The organism is Glutamicibacter sp. PAEs-4 (genome assembly GCF_051161755.1).
GTDB classification, from domain to species: domain Bacteria; phylum Actinomycetota; class Actinomycetes; order Actinomycetales; family Micrococcaceae; genus Glutamicibacter; species Glutamicibacter nicotianae.
In genome coordinates this window covers 855,608-878,755 of record NZ_CP195017.1, presented here as the reverse complement: position 1 = coordinate 878,755, position 23,148 = coordinate 855,608, and the positions used below count along the sequence as shown (strand labels likewise).

The window sequence follows — 23,148 nt, the reverse complement described above, 5'->3', positions numbered from 1 at the left end:
TCATGGCTTCCCTCCTCTACCGCCTCGCGCGATGGGCACACCTGCACCGCTACCGCGTCATTTCGATGTGGCTGGCAGCCTTCATCTTCATTGGGCTGTGCGCCAGCTTGTTCATGGGCCAGCTGTCCAATACCTTTACCCTTCCGGGAACCGAAACCCAGCGCACCCTGGACCGGATGAAGGAAGAACTTCCGGATCTCGCCGGCGGTTCCGGCTCCATCGTGTTCCGCGAAAGCTCGGACCGGCCGCTGAATGAAACCCAGAAGCAGGCCATCGCCGAGTCCTTGGACCAGTTGGGCATGCATTCCCAGGTCATCGAGGCCATGAGCCCCTTCGAATTGCAGGAACAGCTCGACAAGGCGCAGCCTGAGCTGGACAAGGCGCAGCAGGAACTGGTTGACGGCCAGAAAAAGCTGGACGATGCCAAGGAGCAAATTGCCGATGGCAAGGTGCAGCTCAAGGATGGCCGTGAGGAGCTCACCGAAGGCTGGGCCCAGTACTTCGACGGGCAGAAGGAAATCCAGGATGCTGAACCGCAGATCGCCGCAGCCGAAAAGCAGCTGGCCGATAGCCGCGCACAGCTGGATGCCGGGCAGCGTGAGCTGAACTCCGGCCGCGAGCAGCTGGAGGCTGGCGAAGCGAAGTACGAGGCCGGATTGGCCCAATACAAGGACGGCAAGGCCGAATACGACGCGGGCCGGGAACAGTTCGAGGCTGGCGAGAAGAAGCTCGAAGCCGCCGATGCCAAACTGGCCGCGGGCGAAAAGGAATACCAGGCTGGCATGGACCAGCTGCTCGGCGACTCCTCCCGCAAGGAATTCGAGGCAGACCTGTCCGACGGCAAGAAGGAAGCCACCGCGGGCCTGAAGGCTGCCGAGGACGGACTGGCCGAGGCACAGGCAGGCCTGGCCGAAGCTGAAGCGGCGATCAAGAATCTGCCTGCCCAGATCGAGAACACCCAGCGGCTCTTGGCCGAAGCCGAGGCCGCTGGAAACCAAGAAGAAATTGATACATACACCGAGCAGCTAGCGAAGCAAGAAGGCAGCTTGGCTGCTGCGAAAGCAGCGAAGCCCAAGGCCGAAGATGCCGTTCGTCAAGCTACCGCCGTCAAGAAGCAGGCCACCGCCGCGCTGGAGCAGATCGCCAAGGCAGAGGCAGGCCTGAAGCAGCTTGATGCCGCGCGCAAGGAACTCGACGCCGGCCAGGCCCAGGCCAAGGCCGGCCACAAGGAACTGGAAGCCAACCGCGGCCAGCTTGATGCCGCCAAAACCCAGCTGGATGCAGCCAAAGCGCAGCTGGATGCAGCCAAGAAGGAAATCGCCACCAACAAGGCGAAGCTGAACCAGGGCCAGGCCGAGCTCGATGAAGGCCGCGCCAAGCTGGAAGCCGGGCAGCGTGAATTCGATGCCAAGAAGGCCCAGTTCCTTGAAGGCAAGGCTGAACTGGCAGCAGCCAAGAAGCAGCTTGAAGACGGCGAAAAGACCATCAAGGAAAAGACCGCCGAGCTCGAGCAGGGCGAAAAGGATGTCGAGCAGGGCCTGAAGGACCTGGAGTCCGGCCGTGCTGAGCTGGAATTCGCTTCCCGACAGGTGGGCGCGAGCTCCGGCATGCGTTTCGTTTCCGAGGACGGAAGCACCGCAGTTTCGCAGGTAAGCTTCAAGGTCCAGACCGATGCCCTGACTCCCGATGACCGCGAGCAGATCAAGGCCATCGCTGCAGGGCCGCAGGCCAATGGGGTTCAGGTGCTGTTCTCCAAGGAGATCATGCAGGACATGTCCCAGGTCTTCGGCGCTTCGGAAATCGTTGGCGTGGTGATCGCCGCCATCGTCCTGCTGGCCATGCTCGGCACCTTGGTTGCCGCCGGCTTGCCGCTGCTGCTGGCGATCCTCGGCGTGGGCGCCGGCGTGGGCACCACCATGGCGTTCTCCTCGCTGATCGACATGGCCTCGATTACCCCTGCCTTGGCGCTCATGCTGGGCCTGGCGGTGGGCATCGACTACGCGCTGTTCATCATCCACCGCCACCGCTCGCAGCTGCTGTCCGGCATGGAGGTCGGAGAATCGATTGCACGCGCAGTGGGAACCAGCGGCAACGCGGTGGTCTTCGCCGGCCTGACCGTGATCATTGCGCTGGCAGCACTGGCTGTCCCGGGACTTCCGTTCCTGACCGTCCTGGGCCTGTCGGCCGCGTTCACCGTATTGTGCTCGGTGCTGCTGAACATCACCCTGCTGCCGGCGCTGCTGTCCTTGGCTGGCAACAAGCTGGTATCCAAGCGGGCCCGGAAGAAAGCCGCCGCCGATGCCGAGAATCCGAAGGTCAAGGAATCGGTCTCCACCCGCTGGGTGCGCATGGTCACGAAGATCGCAGTCCCAGTGGCCTTGCTGGTGGTCGTCGTTCTGGGTGCCATCGCCCTGCCGGCCACGCAGATGCGTACCGCATTGCCCGATGGCAGTGCTGAACCTGCTGATTCGCAGGCCTTCCAGGCCTACGAGCAGACCAGCGACAAGTTCGGCTCGGGCTACAACGGCCCGCTGCTGGTCCTGGCTGACCTGCCGGCCGGGCTGAGCGAGCGCGAAGCCGAGGAGAAGAGCCTCGACGTGGCTGACCTGCTGCGCGAATACGACGGTGTCGTGGCCGCCATCCCGGTCACCATGACCGACGACCGCAGCCTGGCCGCCATCCAGGTGATCCCTACCGATGGCCCGTCCTCGGAAGCCACCGAGGCGCTGGTGCACGAGCTGCGCGCAGACTACTCGAAGTTCTCCGAAGCCACCGGCGCCGATATTGCATTGACCGGCCAGGTTGCCGCACAGATTGACGTCTCCGAGAAGGTCACCTCCGCGCTGGTCCCATACCTGAGCATCGTGGTTGGCCTGTCGCTGATCCTGCTGCTGCTGGTCTTCCGCTCGGTAGTGGTCCCACTGCTGGCTACCGGCGGCTTCCTGCTTTCGCTCGCGGCCGCCTTCGGCGCCAGCGTCATGGTGTACCAGTTCGGCTGGTTCTCCGCGCTGTTCGATGTCAATGTTCCAGGTCCGCTGCTGTCCTTCCTGCCGATCCTGCTCACCGGCATCCTGTTCGGACTGGCCATGGACTACCAGGTCTTCCTGGTCTCGGCGATGCGCGAACGCTACGCCCACGGCGAGCCTGCCAAGGAAGCCGTCCGTTCCGGCTTCTCGATGGCAGCACCGGTGGTCACCGCCGCCGCGCTGATCATGATTTCGGTCTTCGCCGGCTTCGTGTTCTCGCACCTGGCAATGATCCGGCCGCTCGGTTTCGCGCTGGCCTTCGGTGTGCTCTTCGATGCGTTCATCATCCGCATGACCCTGATTCCTGCAGTCATGCACCTGCTGGGCGACAAGGCCTGGTACCTGCCCAAGTGGCTGGACAAGATCTTGCCCGACGTTGATGTGGAAGGATCGAAGCTCAACGAAATGCTGGAATCCGAGGACAACGCTTCCCAAGACGGCTCCAGCCAGGACCAGACCAAGGAGAACGCGGCAGTATGAGCGAACAGCTGAATCCCGAACCCCGGCTGCTCTTGGCTTCGGCTTCCTGGGGACGCAAGAAAGTTCTGTCCGATGCCGGCATCATGTTCACCACCCAGGTATCCGAGGTGGATGAAGACGCAGTGCTTGCCGCCGCGGTGGACCGCGATGGCGATCAGTCGCCAGCGCAGACCGCCTTGCTGCTGGCCCGTGCCAAGGCTGAGAATGTGGCGCAGGCCGGGCAGCCGGATGGCACCGTGGTGCTGGGTTGCGATTCGGTCTTCGAGCTTGATGGCGTGGCCTACGGAAAGCCGCACACCGCGCAGGTGGCCCGCGAACGGTGGCAGCAGCTGAGCGGTGCCACCGGCATCCTGCACTCGGGCCATTGGCTGATCGATACCGCCGATCCAGTCCAGGCCCGCGGCCAGGTCTCGTCGACCGTGGTGCATTTCTCCACCGTGAGCGATGCCGAGATCGAGGCCTACGTAGCCAGCGGGGAACCACTGCCCTGTGCCGGAGCCTTCACCATTGATGGGCTGGCCGCGGCCTTCATCGAGTCCATCGAAGGCAACTTCCAGAACGTTGTAGGTTTGGATGTCTTCGTGCTGCGCGGCCTGCTGGCGCAGGCCGGGATCAGCCTCGTGGATCTCTGGAAATAGCCCGGCTCTTGCCGGATGGTGGTGCCTTCCGCTGCATGGCGGAAGGCACCTTTTTCATGCCTGCAGTTCCTTGCTCAGCAGCATCTGCTCCTCGGCGAAGCTGCGCTGGCGCATGATGCGGCGCCGGCATCGGCGGCATTGGAGGTATTCAACAATTCCAGTGGACGTCGGATGGCTGGATTCGGTCTGCCAGCTGTGCTCGTGGAGATCAGCTTCTTTCCGGGAACCAGCGGCGTGGATGTGCTGTGCAGTAGTCATGGCTCCAGCATGATGTAATCTTCTTATGCAACTCAACCCTTACGGAGAATATGCGGTGCTGCTGGCCGCATCGCTGGCCAATGATTGGCCCGCGGACCGCGATGGCATCGAGCGACGCGCCCGTGAGCACGGCATGACCATGCCCTTTCCGCGACTTGGCTCGGACTACGTCCAAACGCGTGCGGTGGTGGATGACTGGCTGGACATCATTGACGCGCCCTCGAATTCCGAACGGGCACGGCTGCTCAATGTGCAGGCCGCTCGCGCTTCAGCCTATCCGCGCCTGGTGGACCATGATGACGAGGGATGGCACCTGCACTATCGCGATGACGGCCAGAGCTTGCCCCAGGTGCTGCGCTCGGTTTTCTGCGTTGGCACGGCATTGCATCTGACCACCCGAGGCATGCACCGGCTGCGGCGCTGCGAAGCGGAACCGTGCACCAACGTGGTTGTGGACGTGACGCGCAACGGGCGCCAGCGCTACTGCTCTGTGCGCTGCGCCAATCGCGCGGCAGTCAGGCGCCACCGTGAGCGGCAGGCGTAGCTGCCGAGCCCGCTCCACGCTGAATCCAAAGCGCATTGGCTTGGCTGGATGCCCCGTGGGTTTGCCAAGGCATGAAGTCCCGTCCACAGTTGCCTGTCCCGGGCGCGGCACCGGCATGGGCGGGCCCCTCGGAGCGCAAGGCAGATTGGATTGATCGGCCTTTCAGGAATTCCATGACAGCCACCCAGCTAGAACACGAGAACGTTCTCGTGGATCCTGGTCCACCCCGCATCTTCCCAGTGCGAGATGTCAGTTCCGGCCCGGACCAGCATCATCGCTGTTTCGGGAGTATTCACCTCAACAATGGCATCCGCACCCCCTGCTCCGCCGCATCCGCCAGCGGCGGAGTCTTCTCCATCGACGAACTTGAAGAGGCAGGTAGTCTGCTTATCGGCAGAAGCGACGGCGAAGTAGTCAGCACCGCCATTTGCCACCAGGAAACGCACGGACTGCGAATCAAGGTTTTCCAGCTGGCTCTTATCGCCTGGCCACTGGTCAGCTTCGCCAGGTTCTCGGTCCAGCGCCGGAATTCCGGTCCCGCTGGAACAGGCTGCCAGTGCCAGCGTTCCAGCAGCGAGCAGCGCGCACAGCGCCTTTCTCCGGTTTCCCACGGCGGCCTCCTTGTTTTTCATAGTATCGACAGCCTAGTTCGACCGGCACAGGACGGATAGGGCAGATGCCAGCACCTCCGACATGCAAGCGGAAAGCGGCGTTCCCTCCATGGCCCGGCGGGTGGTAGCGGCCGCAGGCCATATCGGGCGGGTGCAACGAAGCCATAGAGCGAGGCAGCTTTGTAGGATTCCTCTAAAAATTTCACCCTAACACCCTCGTTTTAGGCGATAACTACATATAGTTCCCACAAAAACGATAGGCTCTAAGCTGAGAAACCCTATTTTTAAAAGACAAGGTTCATGATGAATCCATTGACGAAGGTGCTTATCGCCAACCGTGGCGAGATTGCAGTGCGTATTATCCGTGCCGCCCGCGACGAGGGAATCGAGTCTGTTGCGGTCTATGCCGACTCGGATCGCGATGCGATGCATGTGCGCCTGGCTGATGAGGCCTACGCACTGGGCGGCACCACCGCCGCTGAATCGTACCTTCGCATTGAGAAGATCCTGGACGCCGCCGAACGCTCCGGCGCCGACGCGATCCACCCTGGCTACGGCTTCCTCTCGGAGAACGCGGAGTTCGCCCAAGCCGTGATCGACGCAGGCTTGACCTGGATCGGTCCTTCGCCGGAATCCATCGACAAGCTCGGCGACAAGGTCAAGGCCCGCCACATCGCTGAAAAGGTGGGCGCTCCGCTGGTGCCCGGCACCAAGGACCCGGTGGCCTCGGCGGAAGAGGTGTATGCCTTCGCCGACGAGCACGGACTTCCATTGGCGATCAAGGCCGCTTACGGCGGTGGCGGACGCGGCATCAAGGTTGTCCGCAACCGCGAAGAAATCGGCGAGATGTACGATTCGGCAGTCCGTGAAGCCGTCGCGGCTTTCGGCCGCGGCGAATGCTTCATCGAACGCTTCCTGGATGCACCGCGCCACGTGGAGACCCAGTGCCTGGCCGATACCCATGGCAATGTGGTTGTCGTTTCCACCCGCGACTGCTCGCTGCAGCGCCGAAACCAGAAGCTGGTAGAGGAAGCCCCGGCCCCGTTCCTGAGCGAAGAGCAGACCGCCCGGTTGTACGAAGCGTCCAAGGCCATCTTGCGCGAGGCAAACTACACCGGCGCCGGCACCTGCGAATTCCTCGTGGGTCAGGACGGCGTGATCTCGTTCCTCGAGGTCAACACCCGCCTGCAGGTCGAGCACACGGTCTCTGAGGAGATCGCCGGCATGGACCTGGTGCACGAGCAGTTCCGCATCGCCCGTGGCGAGGAACTGGGCTACGGCGACCCCGAACTGCGCGGCCACTCCTTCGAGTTCCGCATCAACGGCGAGGATGCCGGCCGCAACTTCATGCCGACCCCCGGCACCATCACCAAGATGAATCTGCCAACCGGCCCCGGCGTCCGCGTGGATTCGGGCATCGAGCAGGGCGAGACCGTCTCGGGGAACTTCGACTCGATGATCGCCAAGCTGATCGTGACCGGCCCGACCCGTGCAATCGCCGCCGCCCGTTCACGCCGCGCCTTGGAGGAATTCCAGATCGAGGGCATGGCCACCGTGCTGCCATTCCACCGCGCAGTCATGAGCGATCCGTCATTCGTTCCGGAAGAGGGATCCTTCAAGGTCCACACCCGCTGGATCGAAACCGAATTCGATACCGTCATCGAGCCTCACCCTATGCCCATGGGCGGCGAGGAGGCAGCCGAGGAAGAACGCACCTGCGTGACCGTCGAGGTTGGCGGAAAGCGCTTGGAAGTCACCCTTCCCTCGTCGCTGGGCTCCGTATCCTCGAACGGTGCCGAGAAGGCCGCAGGCAAGAAGAAGCGCAAGCCCGGCCGCAAGGCAGCCGGCGCCGCTGGCGCGAACAGCGCAGAGCTGCGTTCGCCAATGCAGGGCACCATCGTGAAGGTTGCCGTCGAGAATGGCGACACCGTTTCCCAGGGTGATCTGATTGTCGTGCTGGAAGCGATGAAGATGGAGCAGCCGATTACCGCCCACCGTGATGGCGTAGTCAGCGGCCTGGACATCGCTCCGGGCGAGACCCTGTCATCGGGCGCCGTCATCGCGTCGATCGACGAAACCAAGTAGGACCCGCCATGAACACCTGAGGGCCTTGACAGAATTGTCCAGGCCCTCAGGTGTTTTTCTTTCAGCCCGCTGCTTCTATCCTGGCGCCTGCCCATGCTCTGCCCAGTGCACCATGGATGCCCTGAGATGATCGGGCATGAGCAGGAACTTCGGTTCAAGTTCTTCCCAACCTGGCATTTTCGCCTGGCGGCTAGCCGCTTCGTGGGTCGCATCGATATCTTGTTCGGTATCGAGCCCGCTTCCGTTCTCGCCCACCAAGCTCAGGTGGTAGATCCACACCGAACCATCGGCTTCCACATGCTTGAAGGTTGCTTCCAGCGCGGCCCGCTGCGCGGATAGGGATGCTTCGCATTCGTCGTAGCGATTATTGAGCGTTTCCATCCAGGCACCAAAGTTCTCGTCTTGCCCATCCTTGATCCTTGAACGGCTCAGCTCCAGCCGCATGCCCTGCGGCACCGAAGACGGCATAGCAAAACCGGGAAAGTCCCGAGGCGTGGGGTTATAAGGAACATAAGGCTCTTTGTCGTCCATGATGTGATGCTTGCAGAATCCGCCAGTTTTGTCACGGCCACGCAGAGGTGGGAATTCGGGCAGACCCAGGCTACTGCCGAGCGAGCCAGGCTTCGAATGTTTCGTGGCCTAGCCTGGCGGAACTGCCGGGCAGCAGTCGCCCATCGCGCATTGCCTTGCCCATGAGACCGGGAACAGGCACTTCAACAATCTTTGGCGACTTGCCGCGGGATTTCAGGTACTTGGCAATCAAGTCGGGAGCGTATTCCTCTTGCGGTCCCGCAAGGTCTAGCACCACACCCTGTGCGGGTCCCCCGGCAAGGGCAACGAGCGCGGCGGCCACCTCGCTGCCTGCGATGGGCTGCATCCGCATTTTCGGCGCCATCTGCACCGGCCCCGCGCCCAGCCGGCCGACATTCTGGCCAATGAATTCGTGGAACTGTGCAGTGCGCAGCAGGGTGTAACCGCCGGGAAGCATTTGCAGCATCCGCTCTTGCGCCGCTTTGCCGGCGTAGTAGCCAGAATCCACCGTGGCTGCGCCAATGATTGAAAGCGCCACGTGGTTCTGCACCCCGGACTCGCGTCCTACGCTGACGAGGTTGGCCGTCGATTGGGTGAAATAACGCATGGAGGCCGCCGCGCTCGCGGTGCTGGCTCCGGAAACATCGATGACCGTTTGGCAGTCAACCAGCCACTGCTCGACCGCGCTGCGGTTCGTCAGGTCGCATCCCGCAGACCGTGCGAGCACCACTGGTTCGTGGCCTGCATTCTTGAGCTGTTCCACCACCAGCGTGCCGATGGCACCGGTGCCTCCCGCAACTGCGATACGCATGAGCGCTCCCCTTCGGTATTGAACATGTCGTGTCCCATGCTTCGATGCCGTGCATGAAGTTGTAAGGGCGGGGCACTCATTCATCTCGCCTTCACCCATGCTCGGCGGCAATGGGAAACGGCCCGGCGAATCATCATTGCCAGATGATTCGCCGAGCCGTTCACTCAGCAAAGCTGTCGAATTACTCGACCCATTCTTCCATGTCCATGTCCGAGGTGTCGCGAGTCATGAACAGCGCAACCAGGGTCAGTACCGCACCAAGCGCCAGGTACAGGCCAACACCCAAGGTGTTGCCGGCACCGGCCTTCCACAGGGCCACAGCCACGAAGGAGGCAGGGGCCGCGCCGATCACCGAGGACAGGTTGTAGGCAACGGCCGAGCCGGTGTAGCGCACGTTCGAAGGGAACAGCTCTGGCAGGTAGGCGGCCATCGGGCCGAAGGTCAGGCCCATCAGGGTGAACCCGATGATCAGACCGGCCATGGCAGCGCCCTGGCCTGGACCGAAGAACAAGGTCCATGCCAGTCCGAAGACCAGGATGCCCGAGGTGACCCAGATCAGGAACTTGCGGCGGCCGAACTTCTCAGCCAACGGGCCCGAAACCACGGTGAAGATGCCGAAGAAGACAACGCCGATGATCAGCATGGTCAAGAAGGTTGGGCGTTCAATGCCCAGGCCTGGAACGAAGCCGGATGCGTCAAAGGTCTTGCCCTTGGCTTCAGCGGCAGCCGTCGCCTGCTCGACGCTGGCTGGCTGGGTGCCGTAGGTCAGGGTGAAGGAGGTCATCAGGTAGAACAGCACGTAGGTTGCCAGCATGATGAAGGTACCTGCCAAGGTTGGCCGCCAGTGCTTCTTCATGGTCACCGCGAATGGCGACTTCACGACCTTCTTCTGGTCCAGAACCTTCTGGAAGGAGGAGGATTCGACCAGCTTCAGGCGTACCCACAGGCCAATGATCACCATAACTGCCGAGAAGTAGAACGGAACGCGCCAACCCCAGGCCATGAACTGTTCTGCAGTGCAGAAGGTCTGCAGGGCCACGAACATCAGGTTTGCAATGATGAAGCCGATTGGGGCGCCCAGCTGAGGGAACGTGCCGTAGATGGCGCGCTTGTTCTTCGGAGCATTCTCGGTTGCCAGCAGCGCCGCACCGGACCACTCGCCGCCGAGCGCCAGGCCCTGGGCGAAGCGCAGCAGCACCAGTGCGGTCGGAGCCAATACGGTCCAGTGGCCGGCAGCCGGCGGCAGGAAGCCGATCAGGAAGGTAGCGATACCCATCAGCAGCAACGAGGCTACCAGCGTGCCCTTGCGGCCGAGCTTGTCGCCGTAGTGGCCGAAGATGATCGAACCCAGCGGACGAGCCACGAATGCCACACCGAAGATCGCAAACGAGGAAAGGATCGCGTTGATGGTGGAAGCGTTGGGGAAGAACAGGGCTGGGAAAACGAGAACCGACGCGGTGGCGTAGGCATAGAAGTCGAAGAATTCGACAGTGGTGCCAATCATGCTGGCGAACAGCACGCGACCGCGGGTGTTTTCCTTCGGCGCCACTGCTTGGTTAGCCTGCGACATGTGAGGCTGCTCCTTAGAGTGAAAGTACGAGTGAGATGTTCAATTTTGCTGTCATAATCGTAAACCTCGGTGACCAGCATTCGGATATTGATGTCCATTATTTGGACACGTAGTTAATGGAACCTGAACCGAGATCGGCAATTCACGGGTCTACTAGCGCGAATATGCACTTCCACATATTGAGACGTGACCTGAGAAAACAGTTTCTACACTTATATCAGAGTGGTTCGTCAAAGTGAATGGAGTCACAACATCTTGTATTACGGGTATTGGGAAAACATGTCGCGTTTCAGGACTTCGCTGGCGTTCGCCCTCAGGTTCAACAGGCCCAGTGAGCACGAGTAGTTTGGATCGATTTCCTTTTTGATATCCGCAACGGCAGCCCGCCAGCTGACTCGTAAAAGTCATGCTGGCGGGCTGGCGTTGCCCCACGTAGTTGTGGTTCAGATCGAAGCGATGCCGGTGGATCGATTCAGCTGTCGTTAGTCCGATTCACCATGGACCGGGTCAAGCCTCTAGCCGGTGCTGCTCTTCGGTGGCGCGCATCTTTCCCGCCGCGATGGCGAGGACTGCGATGAGCGCTGGAACGACCCCCGCGAGAATGAATATCGTTTCCACGGGCATAACCAGGGACAGCGGACCGGCAACTGCGATGGAAACAGGCATGAACGCTATGGAAACGAAGAAATCAAGGCTCGCGACGCGTCCAAGCATTTCGAGAGGCACCAGCCGTTGGAGCAAGGTACCCCAAATGACTACTCCAGCCCCGGTCGCTGCACCGACAAAGAACAATGCCCCGAGCATCACCCAGAATTGGGAAGCCAGTCCGAGCACTGCAAGCGGCAGGGTTCCGCCGCCCCAGCACAGCAGCATGAAGGTCAGATAGCGCCGTGGCAGCTTCATCGACGAAACCACGAGCGAACCTACCGCCCCGCCGATGCCATAGGCAGCGAGGAGAAAACCGAAGGTTGCTTCTGCATCGTCGAACCGGTCTCGAGCAAGGAACGGCAAGAGCACCTCAATAGGACCCTGGACAATCAGTGCAAGAGCGGAACCGAAGATGAGCGTCCAGAGCAACCATCGGGTCCCCGCAACGTACTTGACGCCCGAACGCAGATCATCGAACAGGCTGCTCTTCTCTGTCGAGCCTGCCTTGGCGTTGGGCTCCTCTTGCCGCCGGAGGAAAAGCAGTATGGCAAAGGCCAGCAGATATAACACTGCGACGAGGGCCGCGCCGATGGCAGGGAAAAATGCGCCAACAACGAGTCCTCCCACCGCTGGGCCCAAGCCCTGGCCCATGGACGGGCGGACCGCACCTTCGAGCCCGTTGGCTGCCAGCAGCTGTTCTGGCGGAAGCACCTGGGGCAGATAGGCGCTGTACGCAGGATAGAAGAACGCGCTGCCTGCTCCCATGAAGAAGGAGGTCAGCCAGATATGCCACAACTCGATCATCCCGGTCATCGACAATGCTGCCGTAGCTGCCATCACCAGTGCGGTGGCTCCCTGCACGATGACCAGGATTTTCCGTTTCGAGAAGCGGTCGGCAATGATCCCGCCTAGGACCGAACAGGTGAACAGCCCGAGGCTCAGTCCGGTCGCCACCGCAGATAGAGCCAAAGGACTTTCGTTGAACTCGATGACCTGGAAAACCATCACGATGGTCCATAAGCCTGTGCCGAAGACTTCAAGAGCCACGGCGGCAAAGAGCAGCCGATAGTCTCGGGTGAGCAGCGGACGGAAGGTCCGCAGGGTGCCAGTTTCCTTGTTGCTCATGACTGCACCTCCTCTCCAGTCATCGCATCCAGACGAAGCGTTGTCCAGTCCTCCACATCACGCAAAAGCTGCCGGTCATGCGTCGAGAGAATAACGGCAGCGCGGGTGCTGCCCAATGCTTCGGTGAGTTCATCAACCAGTGCAATGGAAAGGTGATTCGTCGGCTCGTCCAGCAACAGCAGATGCGGCTTGCTTGCCAGCACCAATGCAAGGTCAAGCCGCCGCTGCTGCCCCATGGACAGTTCACCGACGCGCTTGGCCGTTTCGCTTTTGCGCAGCAGGCCCAGCTGCGCCAGGTCAATGGTTTCCGAGTCTGCCAGAACCCCGCCGGCAACCAGCTTTCCTACGTGCTGCGCGTAGATGTCACTGGCCCTGTGCGTGAGATCCAGCTCGCTCTCCTGCCTCAGGAACCCCATTCGTGCCCCGTGCTGCACCCGAACCGAACCGGCATCTGGCACCAGCGATCCGGCGATCATGCCCAGCAGCGTCGATTTCCCGGAACCATTCGGCCCCGTCACCGAAAGCCGTCCCCCCTGGGCCAGCGTGAACGACAAGGGTTGGGCCAGGCGATCCTTCGAACTGAGATTCACTACGGCGAGCAGAGCTGGTCCACCCTTGCCCGGAAGCTGAGGACAGTGGAACTGCAAGGGTGGTTCGGGAATGGTTACCGCATGCTCTTCAAGCATTTCCTGCCGGCGATGGACGCTTTGAACCAGTCCGCCGGCACGGGTGGCACGGCCGTGCTTGTTGGTGCCTTTCTCCGGACGCCATCCGGAAACGAGCCGGTCCTGGGCAGCGGAAAGGCTGTCCTGCAAACGCGCAAGTTCAGCTTGCTGGCGGGCATATTCCTGCTCCCAGCGTTCACGTTCAGCAACTCGGCCTTCGCGGTACCCGGAGTATCCGTTTCCATAGATCCTGATGCGTTCGTCATGCGTTGGGTCCAGATCGACAATTGTTTCTGCAACATCGGCGAGCAGTGCCCGGTCGTGGGTCACGACCACGACACCGCCTGCACGGGCTTTCAGTTGGGTGCTCAGGAAGTCCAGGCCGGATCTGTCGAGATGGTTGGTGGGCTCGTCAAGCAGCAGGAAATCGTCATTCGAACCGAGCAGGCACGCTAGGCGCACGCGGTAACGCTGCCCTACTGACAGGTCCCGCAGCAGGCGCTCCTGATTCGTTTCGGCGTCGAGGGCTTCGAGTGCCATCTGCACCCGGCGTTCGGCGTCCCACGCATCCAGCTGATCCGCGGCTTCCAGCGCGTGGGCGTATCGGTCTGCGGCACCGCTGGCGCCCAAGGCCATGTCTTCTGCGGCTTGCGCGAGCTCGCGAAGCACCGACAGCGGTTCAGCAATGGACTCGGTGATGGCTTGGCCTACGGTGCGTTCGTCGCCTGCAGGCATTTCCTGGTCGGCTACGCCAATCGTTCCCACGAGCTTGACGGTGCCGTCATCCGGCAACAGCCGGCCGGCGAGCACGTTGAGCAGCGTGGATTTACCGCGGCCGTTCTCGCCGACAATTGCTACTCGAGATGCGGGGGTGATGGTCAGGTCGAGGTGGTTGAGCACGAGTACTGCTCCGCGCATGACCGTGACGTTTGAAACTGCCAATTGGGCGCGATGGCGCGCGGGCAGGCGCTTGGTAAGGGTAGGCATTCTATTCCTTCAAAATGGCGCGCAAAAGCACGAAAAGGCCGGGTGGGCGCGCGAATGACAGCGACTCTTCGGAGTCGAAAATGAGCGGCCGCCGTTAGCTCGGAATAATCAACGAGGACGGGGCGAATGATCAACTGTCAGAGGAATAGCAAATGCATGCTTCAACCCTACGATAAGGCTGAATCGGGGTGCAAGCGAAAGTGCCCTGACGCACTTGTTGACTGGTGGCAGCGCCGCCCTGTCGGCTTGGGCAATACCCATGCACTGAGGGGCACTGCGGTCAGGAGGCGAGGGAGCCAATTGCTTCAATCGCAGAAGCGTTAAAAAGCTCAGGCGGCATCCGCCCCAATATGAGGACGGATGCCGCCTGGAAAGGTTCGTCAGGACCTACCGATGGCGGTGAAGGCGGCGAGCCGCTTCAGCCAGCGAACCCGACAGCGACGGGTACACGGTGAAAGTTTCAGCCACGTCGTCAACGTGCAGGCTGTTCTGGACTGCCAGTGCCAGTGAGTAGATCAGCTCGCTCGCGCGCGGTGCAACCACGACACCGCCGATGACGGTGCCCGAGCCCTTGCGGGAAACGATTTTCACGAAGCCCTGGTCCACGTTCATCATCTTGGCGCGGGCGTTGGTGTTCAGGTCAACCTTGATGATGTTGGCCTGGTACTTGCCCTCAGCCACCGCACGCTGGGTAACACCCACGGTAGCGATTTCCGGGGAGGTGAAGACGTTGGACGCCACGAGATCCAGATTCAACGGCTTGACCGAGTCGCCAAGCAGGTGCGCCACGGCAATGCGGCCCTGCATGGCTGCCACCGAAGCCAAGGCGAATACGCCAGTGCAGTCGCCGGTTGCGTAGATGTTGGTTGCGGTGGTGCGCGAAACGCCATCCACCTTGATGTGACCCGAGTCGGTCAGCTGCACGCCGGCTTCTTCCAGACCCAGGTTGGCGGTATTAGGGATGCCGCCCACGGCAACCAGGCAGTGGCTGCCTTCGAGCACGCGTCCGTCAGCCAAGGTAACCAGTACCTTGTCGCCCTGGCGCTCCACGCCTTCGGCGCGGGCCTGGGAAACAACATTGACGCCGTTTTCCTTGAAGGCGTCTTCCAGCACGCCCGCTGCGTCCGCATCCTCGCCGGGCAGCACGCGGTCGCGCGAGGAAACCAGCGTGACCTTGGCCCCGAGCAAGTTGTAGGCCGAAGCGAACTCGGCACCGGTCACGCCAGAACCGACAACGATCAGGTGCTCAGGCACCTCGTTCATGTTGTAGATCTGGGTCCAGTTGAAGATCCGCTCGCCATCGGGCTTGGCGGTAGGCAGTTCGCGCGGGTGGGCACCCACGGCAATCAGCATGGCGTCTGCTTCGATTTCCTGCTCGGAACCATCTGGGTGCGATACCGCAACCGTGTGGTCGTCGAGCAGGCGGCCTTCGCCGATCACGATGCGCACGCCGGCGCGTTCAAGGGTGGTGCGGATATCCGAGGACTGCTCCTTGGCAAGGTCCAGCAGTCGGTGGTTCACCACCGAGAAGTCGGTGACGGCCGAGTCGAGTCCGTCAACGTGAACTCCAAAGGTTTCCGCGTGCTTCACGCGGCGCACCGCATCCGCCGTGGCAATCAGGGTCTTGGAAGGCACGACGTCGGTCAGCACCGCCGAACCGCCCATGCCTGCACGTTCCACGACGGTGACATTGGCACCCAACTGGGCTGCGCCCATGGCGGCTTCGTAGCCGCCTGGTCCTCCGCCGAGAATAACTAAACGGGTTGCTTCATTCCTACGATCTGCGCTCACAATCACCATTGTTCACCATGCCGGGTAATTGCGCACATCGAAGCACAATCCCGGAACGTGATTTTGATTCTGAAGCACTAGTTTCACCTGACAAAGCGCCCCGCTAGCGGTAGCGTATTTCCCGTGACTGATATGCAAAATGACCCACAGGTCCTGGCAGCGCAGGCTGCCCAGGCAATCGCCGAACAGACCGGCGTCGCAAAACACGACATCGCGCTGGTCCTGGGCTCCGGTTGGGGCCAGGCCGCCGAACTCATCGGCGAAACCACCCACACCCTGGATGCCACCGAAATTCCAGGCTTCCATGCCCCGGCCGTACCCGGCCACAAGGGCAGCATCTCCTCGATCCTGACCTCCACCGGCAAACGGGTACTGGTCCTGGGTGCCCGCACCCACTACTACGAGGGACGCGGCGTCCGCGCGGTAGTCCACCCGATCCGCACCGCGGCGGCTGCCGGCTGCGAGCAGCTGGTGCTCACCAACGGCTGCGGCGGCCTGAATCCAGACTGGAATCCGGGCACCCCGGTAATGATCTCGGATCACATCAACCTGACGGCCACCTCCCCACTCGAGGGCGCGACCTTCGTCGACCTGACCGACTTGTACTCCTCGCGCCTGCGCGAGATTGCGCTCTCCGTTGATCCGACACTGGATCAGGGCGTGTACGCGCAGTTCACCGGCCCGCACTACGAAACCCCGGCCGAAGTGCAGTATGCCAAGACCATCGGCGCGGATCTGGTCGGCATGTCCACCGCGTTGGAAGCCATCGCGGCCCGCCACGCAGGCATGGAGATCTTCGGCATGTCGCTGGTGACCAACCTGGCCGCCGGCATCAGCCCGGTTCCGCTGAGCCACGAGGAAGTCATCGAAGCCGGCCAGGCAGCCGGTCCGCGCATCTCCAAGTTGCTGGCGCAGATCATCGCGAAGCTCTAGGCCTCGCGTACTTAGCGCGCAGCAAGCAGTCAGTGTCCTTTGAAGGGAAATCAGTGAACCACACGCAGAAAATCCAGTTGCTTGACGCGGCGGGCCAATGGGCGGCCCAGGATCCCGATCCGCAAACGCAGGAAGAACTGCAACTGCTGATCCAGCGCGTCAATGACGGCGACGCGCTGGCCTTCGAGGACATTGCCGACCGCTTCAGCGGCGTGCTGGAATTCGGCACAGCCGGACTGCGCGCCGAATTGGGCGCCGGCCCGATGCGCATGAACCGCGTGGTGGTCATGCGCACCGCGGCGGGCATCGCCCGCTTCCTGGCCGAGAAGGCCAATGGCCAGTACACGCCCAAGGTGGTTATCGGATTCGATGCCCGGTTCAACTCGGATGTCTTCGCCAAGGATTCGGCCGGCGTCTTCGCCGCGGCCGGGTTCGAGGTGCTGCTGATGCCTTCGGCACTGCCCACCCCGGTGCTGGCTTGGGCCGTGCGCGAATTCAGTGCCGAAGCCGGCATCATGGTGACGGCCAGCCACAACCCTCCGCGGGACAACGGCTACAAGGTCTACGTCGGCGGGAAGATCACCGATGAGTCGGGTCGCGGAGCCCAAATCGTCTCCCCGATCGATGCGCAGATCGCTTCGCTGATCGACCACGGCCAGCCGGTGGCGCAGATCCCGCGCGCCGAAAACGGCTGGAAAGTGCTCCCCGCAGCCGGCGCAGAAGGCGACATCGAAGCAGCCTACCTGGCTTCCATCCGCCCGATTATCGACGCTGGCCAGCCGCAGGACTCGGTACGCAAGAACCTGCGGATCGTGGTTTCGGCCATGCATGGCGTGGGCGGCCACACCATGCGCCAAGCCCTGCTGAACGCCGGATTCACCGACGTTCACATGGTTGCCGAGCAGGAGCACCCGGATCCGCTCTTCCCTACCGTGAAGTTCCCCAACCCCGAAGAACCCGGGGCCATCGACCTGTCGCTCGAGCTGGCCCGCACGGTGGGCGCAGATCTGGTGATTGCCAATGACCCGGATGCCGACCGCTGCGCGGCGGCGATCCAAGATAACGGCAGCTGGCGGATGCTGCGCGGCGACGAGGTCGGCTGGTTGCTCGGAGACCAGGTTTCCAAGACCTTGCCTGAGGGCAAGAAACTGGCCAATTCCATCGTGTCCTCGCGCATGCTGGCAGCCATTGCCAAGGATGCCGGACGCGAGCACGAGGAAACCTTGACCGGTTTCAAGTGGATTTCCCGCGTTGAGGACCTCGGCTACGGCTACGAAGAAGCCCTTGGCTACTGCGTGGCCCCGGATCTGGTGCGCGACAAGGACGGAATCTCAGCTGGCATCGTCCTGGCTGATCTCGCAGCGCAATTGAAGGCAGCCGGAAGCACCATTGCCGGCCGCCTCGATGAGCTGGCGGCCAAGCACGGCGTGCACGTCACCGACCAGCTCTCCCTGCGCTTCACCGACCTGGCGCAGATCCCCGCGCTCATGGACAAGATCCGCAATGACGCTCCGGCAACGCTGGGCGGCTCCGAGGTTTCCGAGGTCACCGACCTGTCCCAGGGCACCGAGAAGCTGCCTGCGACTAATGCCATGGTTCTGCATACGTTCTGCGGTTCCCGCGTGATCGTCCGCCCCTCGGGAACGGAGCCGAAACTCAAGTGCTACTTGGAAACCATTGAACCGGTCGATGATCCGGCCGAGGTCCACGAGGCCCGCCAGCGCGCCACTGCGAAGGTCCTGGCCATCAAGGAAGAATTGGCAGCTTTCCTGAATGCCAACTAGGCTTACCCCTTCGAGACCTTCATTTGAAATGGTTGAAATCTTTATTGCTAGAGGAAATGATGACTGAACTAAGCGCCCGCGAGATCGCCAGCTACATCGACCACACCCTGTTGGCCCAGAATGCTTCCCGCGAACAGGTGGTGCAGATCTGCGACGAGGCCAAGAAGTACGGCTTCAAGTCGGTTTGCGTCAACCCTTTGTGGGTTTCAACCGTTTCGCGTGAGCTGGAAGGCTCGGACGTGCTGACCTGCTCGGTCATCGGCTTCCCGCTGGGTGCTTCGGCCACCGACACCAAGGTCTTCGAAACCAAGCACGCTGTTGCCGACGGCGCCAACGAAATCGACATGGTCATCGACGTTGCCGCCGCCCTGCGTGGCGATCGCGATGCCCTGGTGAACGAGATCTTCGCCATTGCGCAGGCTGCGCATGAAGGCGGGGCCATCTTGAAGGTCATCATCGAAACCTGCCTGCTCACCGAGGAAGCCAAGGTCCTGGCCTGCGAGGCTGCCAAGGCCGCCGGCGCCGATTTCGTCAAGACATCCACCGGTTTCTCCACCGGTGGCGCAACCGTTGAAGATGTGGCGCTGATGCGCAAGACCGTCGGCCCGGAGATGGGCGTCAAGGCCTCGGGCGGCGTGCGCAGCGTTGAAACCGCGCGGGCAATGATTGCAGCTGGCGCAACCCGGCTAGGTTCTAGCTCAGGAGTTGCTATCCTAGAAGGAGAGCAAAGCGGTTCCAGCTACTAGGAATTCGCCCCCATCTGTTTCCCAAGGAGAAAAAGTGTACTCGAACGGCAAGAACACTGCCCATTCCGGTGAAGGCCGCCTTGTCGGCAATATCGTCAGCTTCGTGATCTTCTTCGTATTGTTCGCGGCTGGCGTTTACACCTTGGGCTACTGGACCCTTGAGGTTGCCTGGTGGCCGACCCTGGTCAGCTTCGCTCTGATGTTCTTGGCTTTCGCCATCCCGATGCACCTCATGGGCCGCGCCGACAAGGCCGAGGAATTGGTTGCAGCAGCATCGGAATTCCAGAAGTAAAACACTTCATCACAGCGGGGAGGCCTACGGGCCTCCCCGCTGTTACTTAACCGGCCTTCGGCCCCGGCCCTGGGACCAGATTCCAGCACGGCCGACGTCCCCTGCCTGTAGTGTGGGGGTGCATGAATCCATTAATACCCAACGCGTATGAAGTAGTTGTCTTCTACGTCCTCCCCCTGGTCATCACCGTGGTTCTGGCCATCGTGGTCTATAAGCTGATCAGGAGATCCACGAAGGAAACGGAACTCAACCGGAATAGTGATGATCAGCATCCCGATCATGACTCCTAGGCGGTTCTGAAGAGCTGTTTGAAGTTACCGTCACGACTCCCCTGTTGGACTTCACCGCCAGACGAATCCCGGCTCCGGACCAGCCATCATTGCTATGGTGAGACTATTCGATACACAGGCGCTGACCGGTCGATAGGGAGACATCGTGATACTGGGACAACTGATTCGACGCTATCCGCTGTTGTCCGCGGCGGTCATCGCCCTGCTCGCCACGGGAGCCGCCGCCTTGGCCGGCATGGACGCCGCCAGCCGGTGGATCGCATGGATTGCCATCGCTGGCGCCGTGCTATGGATCGGCGCCGGGATGGTCAAGGACCTGCTGCGCGGCCACTACGGACTGGATATCCTGGCGCTGGTGGCGATTATCGCCTGTCTGCTGGTCGGCGAGTACCTGGCGTCCCTGATCATCGTGCTGATGCTTTCCGGCGGCGAAGCCCTGGAGGACTTCGCCCAGCGCCGGGCCACCAGCGAGCTCTCCGCGCTGCTGAACCGCTCCCCACTGCAGGCCCACCTCGCCGCGGATGAGTCCGGTCAGGATGTCGCCGACGTCCCGGTGGAACAGGTGGAGGTCGGCGACCTTTTGCTGGTGCGTCCGGGCGAGCTGGTTCCCGTCGACGGCCTGATGCGTTCCGAGGCTGGAAGCTTCGATGAATCCTCGCTGACCGGCGAACCGCTTCCGGTGATCCATGCCAGGGGGTCCGAGGTGATGTCGGGGTCGGTCAACGGATCGCAGGCCGTCTACCTGCAGGCGCTGCGACGCAGCAGCGACAGCCAGTACCAGCAGATCATCGCGCTGGTACGGCAGGCACAGGACTCTAAGGCACCGGTGGTGCGGCTGGCCGACAAGTTCGCGATTCCTTTCACCCTGCTGTCCCTGCTGATTGCGGGCATCGCCTGGGCGGTGTCCGGAGACCCGGTGCGCTTCGCCCAGGTCCTGGTGCTCGCCACCCCCTGTCCCCTGCTGATTGCCGTGCCGGTCGCCTTCCTGGGCGGCATGTCCCGCGCGTCCAAGGAAGGTGTGGTGGTCAAGGGCGGGGCCGTACTCGAGCAGCTCGCCAAGGTCCGCAGCGCTGCCTTCGACAAAACCGGTACCCTGACCGCAGGCCGGCCCGCGCTGGTCGGCATCCAGACGCAGCTGGATCCGGACGAACTGCTGCAGCTGGTAGCCTCCGCCGAGCAGTTCTCCACCCATGTCATGGCCGCGGGCCTGACCGCTGCGCTTGCCGACCGGGGGCTGCCGCTGCTTCCTGCCGAAGACGCGCAGGAAGTGGCCACCAACGGCGTCAGCGTCCTGGCCGACGGGCGTCGGGTAGCTGTGGGCAAGCCGTCGTTCATCGCCGCCATGGACCCTGCCCTGGAGCGGGTCGAGCTTGAGCCGGGGCAGTCCGCGGCCTACGTCGCGGTGGACAACAGCTTCGCCGGCGTGATCCTGATGGCCGACGCACCGCGCCCTGAAGCCTCCGCGGTGCTGCGCTGGATGCGCGACCACGGCGTGGAAAACCAGGTCATGCTCACCGGCGACGTGGAACAGACAGCGCTGGGCGTCGCCGCCCAGGTGGGCATCGGCAAGGTCGAAGCGGAGCTTCGCCCGGGGCAGAAAGTCCAGCTGCTCAAGGACATGCAGCCCCGGCCGGTCCTGATGCTGGGCGACGGCACCAACGACGCCCCGGCACTGGCCGCCGCGGACATCGGCATGGCCATGGGCTCGCGCGGCTCCACCGCGGCCGGGCAGGCCGCCGACGCCGTGGTCCTGCGTGATTCGCTCGGACCGGTGGCCCAGGTGATGGCCATCAGCCGCTACACCCTGAGCGTGGCGCACAGCGCCATCTGGATCGGCATCGGGCTGAGCGTTGGGCTCATGCTGGTCGCCACAACCGGTGTGATTCCGGCGGTGACCGGAGCCCTGCTGCAGGAGGTCGTGGATCTGGTGGTCATCGTCTATGCGCTGCGCACGCTGCGCGGGCCCCGCCCCGCCGACTTCCACGGTGCGCTGCCGACCCAGTCGACCGTCGCCTTGGCACAGCATGTGCGCAGCAGGGATTGAGATGGGCATGGACTCTTGGCAACAACGGATCGATGATTTTTGGGAATCGGCCCAGGGCAAGGACGCCGCGGCATTGCGTGCGGAGCTGGGTATTCTCTTGGAGCCCGCGATTCCCGCAGGGCACGCGGCATTCGAACTGGCCAGCCTGCACGACTACCTCGGCGAGGAAGTACATGCAATACCGCTGTACAAAACGGCGCTGGACAGCGGGACGTTGAGCAGGGCCAAGCGCAGCGAGGCGAGTATCCAGCTCGGCAGCAGCCTGAGGAATATCGGTGAACCGGCACTAGCAGCCAAGGCTCTCGACGAGGTCGACCCCGATGACCCGCTGTATGCCGATGCGCAGGCGTTCCTGGCCCTCGCGCTCTTCGACGCCGGGGAAGAGTCGGCGGCATTGAAAACCGCGCTGGCGGCACTCGCACCGACCCTGCAACAATATGCAGTACCGGTACGCCGCTACGCGCAGGAGCTAGAGGACTGCCGGCCGCCCAAGAACCGCTGAGGGTTCGCCCCGGCCCCCAGATGCGGCCAGGCAGACGACGCCCGGCAACAGAAGGTATCGACAGTTAAGGGGCAGGATATTTTGCTGTCGCCTGTGCATCAGCCTCACGCGATGGACACATTAGCTGGGCTGGCGAATGCCGTGAGCAGGCATGCGATGGTTATTCGCTGAGTCGACCCCGCAAACGCTTCGTGAATTGGCCATCCGCCATAGCCGCGATATTCGTTGATTCGCTATTAATATGGCTACCGGCGTGGGGAGCGCTCTTCCTGGACACCGGCAACGATCTGGTGTTGGTCATCGCCTGGGATTCACTTGTTTCGATCGTCAATTTCGCGTCGCATGTCAAGGGAACCAGTGTGGGATCGCTTGCGGCAGGGATCCGGTTCGAACGAAACCAAGGTCAAGCCCCAGGAAAAGGTTACGCGCTCTTGTTGTCATTTCTGAGCTTGTTTTCCATTCCCGTACTGGCCGTGATCATTTTGATCGACTACCTCGGAAACGATATCCCCTCGAAGCCCCTGTCCAAATACCCGCTCATCGGTATTCGGACCGCCAAGCGTCGCGTGCTGGAAGCTTGCGACAAGCTCTGGGGGTGATCGCCAGTTCTCAGTGCATGCACGGCGGCCATAGCCTCGATGGTCAGGTAACTCTACGGTCGATGCCACGCCATTTTGTGGTCAGCGAGGCCAGAAATGGATGGATTGCATGGTGTTCATCGCCCGTCTTTTTTACCCATCAATCCGTGGCGAATGGCGGTTGCTGACGCTAAAAATGGCAGGGGGCA

General features: G+C 62.2%; 19 protein-coding genes. 11 read left to right on the top strand and 8 right to left on the bottom strand.

Annotated elements, in window-relative coordinates:
• Positions 1-2: 2 nt before the first annotated feature.
• Together ACR9WD_RS04120 and ACR9WD_RS04115 are read left to right on the top strand one after the other, a co-directional pair.
• Positions 3-3,506 (top strand): MMPL family transporter, encoded by a 3,504-nt coding sequence (locus ACR9WD_RS04120; protein ID WP_434922789.1) that lies wholly within the window; start codon positions 3-5, stop codon positions 3,504-3,506.
• On the top strand, positions 3,503-4,144 hold the full coding sequence (locus ACR9WD_RS04115) for a Maf family protein (protein WP_141359257.1): 642 nt from the start codon (positions 3,503-3,505) through the stop codon (positions 4,142-4,144). The genes ACR9WD_RS04120 and ACR9WD_RS04115 overlap by 4 nt, the downstream gene beginning before the upstream one ends.
• 54 nt (positions 4,145-4,198) lie before the next feature.
• Here ACR9WD_RS04115 and ACR9WD_RS04110 read toward each other — a convergent pair whose 3' ends face one another.
• Complete coding sequence (locus ACR9WD_RS04110; RefSeq protein WP_434922788.1) at positions 4,199-4,402, bottom strand: hypothetical protein; 204 nt, start codon at positions 4,400-4,402, stop codon at positions 4,199-4,201.
• A gap of 25 nt (positions 4,403-4,427) precedes the next feature.
• On the opposite strand from ACR9WD_RS04110, the gene ACR9WD_RS04105 reads away from it, so the two are divergent.
• Complete coding sequence (locus ACR9WD_RS04105) at positions 4,428-4,946, top strand: CGNR zinc finger domain-containing protein (protein ID WP_434922787.1); 519 nt, start codon at positions 4,428-4,430, stop codon at positions 4,944-4,946.
• A 188-nt stretch (positions 4,947-5,134) separates the two neighbouring features.
• On the opposite strand, the gene ACR9WD_RS04100 is transcribed toward ACR9WD_RS04105, so the two are convergent.
• Entirely contained in the window at positions 5,135-5,557 is a 423-nt protein-coding gene (locus ACR9WD_RS04100; RefSeq protein ID WP_434922786.1) for a hypothetical protein, read from the bottom strand.
• Positions 5,558-5,857: 300 nt separating this feature from the next.
• On the opposite strand from ACR9WD_RS04100, the gene ACR9WD_RS04095 reads away from it, so the two are divergent.
• Positions 5,858-7,642, top strand: a complete 1,785-nt coding sequence (locus tag ACR9WD_RS04095) for an acetyl/propionyl/methylcrotonyl-CoA carboxylase subunit alpha (RefSeq protein ID WP_434922785.1) — start codon at positions 5,858-5,860, stop codon at positions 7,640-7,642.
• Positions 7,643-7,717: 75 nt separating this feature from the next.
• Here the strand turns inward: ACR9WD_RS04095 and ACR9WD_RS04090 are convergent, their stop codons facing one another.
• The 6 genes from ACR9WD_RS04090 to ACR9WD_RS04065 form a co-directional block, all read right to left on the bottom strand.
• Positions 7,718-8,173, bottom strand: coding sequence for a DUF6176 family protein (locus ACR9WD_RS04090; RefSeq protein WP_233125301.1), 456 nt, complete (start codon positions 8,171-8,173; stop codon positions 7,718-7,720).
• A gap of 70 nt (positions 8,174-8,243) precedes the next feature.
• Positions 8,244-8,984 (bottom strand): SDR family oxidoreductase, encoded by a 741-nt coding sequence (locus tag ACR9WD_RS04085; protein ID WP_434922784.1) that lies wholly within the window; start codon positions 8,982-8,984, stop codon positions 8,244-8,246.
• Positions 8,985-9,165: 181 nt separating this feature from the next.
• Positions 9,166-10,554 (bottom strand): MFS transporter, encoded by a 1,389-nt coding sequence (locus ACR9WD_RS04080; RefSeq protein ID WP_190264713.1) that lies wholly within the window; start codon positions 10,552-10,554, stop codon positions 9,166-9,168.
• A 507-nt stretch (positions 10,555-11,061) separates the two neighbouring features.
• Positions 11,062-12,327 (bottom strand): MFS transporter, encoded by a 1,266-nt coding sequence (locus ACR9WD_RS04075; protein ID WP_190264712.1) that lies wholly within the window; start codon positions 12,325-12,327, stop codon positions 11,062-11,064.
• Complete coding sequence (locus tag ACR9WD_RS04070) at positions 12,324-13,979, bottom strand: ABC-F family ATP-binding cassette domain-containing protein (protein ID WP_434922783.1); 1,656 nt, start codon at positions 13,977-13,979, stop codon at positions 12,324-12,326. The genes ACR9WD_RS04075 and ACR9WD_RS04070 overlap by 4 nt, the downstream gene beginning before the upstream one ends.
• 387 nt (positions 13,980-14,366) lie before the next feature.
• The gene (locus ACR9WD_RS04065) at positions 14,367-15,779 is read right to left on the bottom strand and encodes an NAD(P)H-quinone dehydrogenase (RefSeq protein ID WP_073706651.1); all 1,413 of its coding nucleotides are present in this window, start codon (positions 15,777-15,779) and stop codon (positions 14,367-14,369) included.
• Between the two features lie 123 nt (positions 15,780-15,902).
• On the opposite strand from ACR9WD_RS04065, the gene ACR9WD_RS04060 reads away from it, so the two are divergent.
• The 7 genes from ACR9WD_RS04060 to ACR9WD_RS04030 all read left to right on the top strand — a co-directional run bounded on the left by ACR9WD_RS04060 (position 15,903) and on the right by ACR9WD_RS04030 (position 22,960).
• Positions 15,903-16,703 (top strand): purine-nucleoside phosphorylase, encoded by an 801-nt coding sequence (locus ACR9WD_RS04060; protein ID WP_038989844.1) that lies wholly within the window; start codon positions 15,903-15,905, stop codon positions 16,701-16,703.
• A gap of 53 nt (positions 16,704-16,756) precedes the next feature.
• Positions 16,757-18,487: a phospho-sugar mutase gene (locus ACR9WD_RS04055; protein WP_434922782.1), complete on the top strand. Its 1,731-nt coding sequence runs from the start codon at positions 16,757-16,759 to the stop codon at positions 18,485-18,487.
• Between the two features lie 59 nt (positions 18,488-18,546).
• Positions 18,547-19,233 (top strand): deoxyribose-phosphate aldolase, encoded by a 687-nt coding sequence (deoC, locus tag ACR9WD_RS04050; RefSeq protein WP_073706649.1) that lies wholly within the window; start codon positions 18,547-18,549, stop codon positions 19,231-19,233.
• Positions 19,234-19,267: 34 nt separating this feature from the next.
• On the top strand, positions 19,268-19,525 hold the full coding sequence (locus ACR9WD_RS04045; RefSeq protein WP_190264709.1) for a hypothetical protein: 258 nt from the start codon (positions 19,268-19,270) through the stop codon (positions 19,523-19,525).
• A gap of 435 nt (positions 19,526-19,960) precedes the next feature.
• Positions 19,961-21,859: a heavy metal translocating P-type ATPase gene (locus ACR9WD_RS04040; protein WP_434922781.1), complete on the top strand. Its 1,899-nt coding sequence runs from the start codon at positions 19,961-19,963 to the stop codon at positions 21,857-21,859.
• A gap of 7 nt (positions 21,860-21,866) precedes the next feature.
• Positions 21,867-22,361 (top strand): tetratricopeptide repeat protein, encoded by a 495-nt coding sequence (locus ACR9WD_RS04035; protein WP_434922780.1) that lies wholly within the window; start codon positions 21,867-21,869, stop codon positions 22,359-22,361.
• 191 nt (positions 22,362-22,552) lie between these two features.
• A complete protein-coding gene (locus tag ACR9WD_RS04030) occupies positions 22,553-22,960 on the top strand; it encodes a hypothetical protein (RefSeq protein ID WP_254590639.1) in 408 nt (135 codons plus the stop codon).
• The last annotated feature ends 188 nt before the right edge of the window (positions 22,961-23,148 follow it).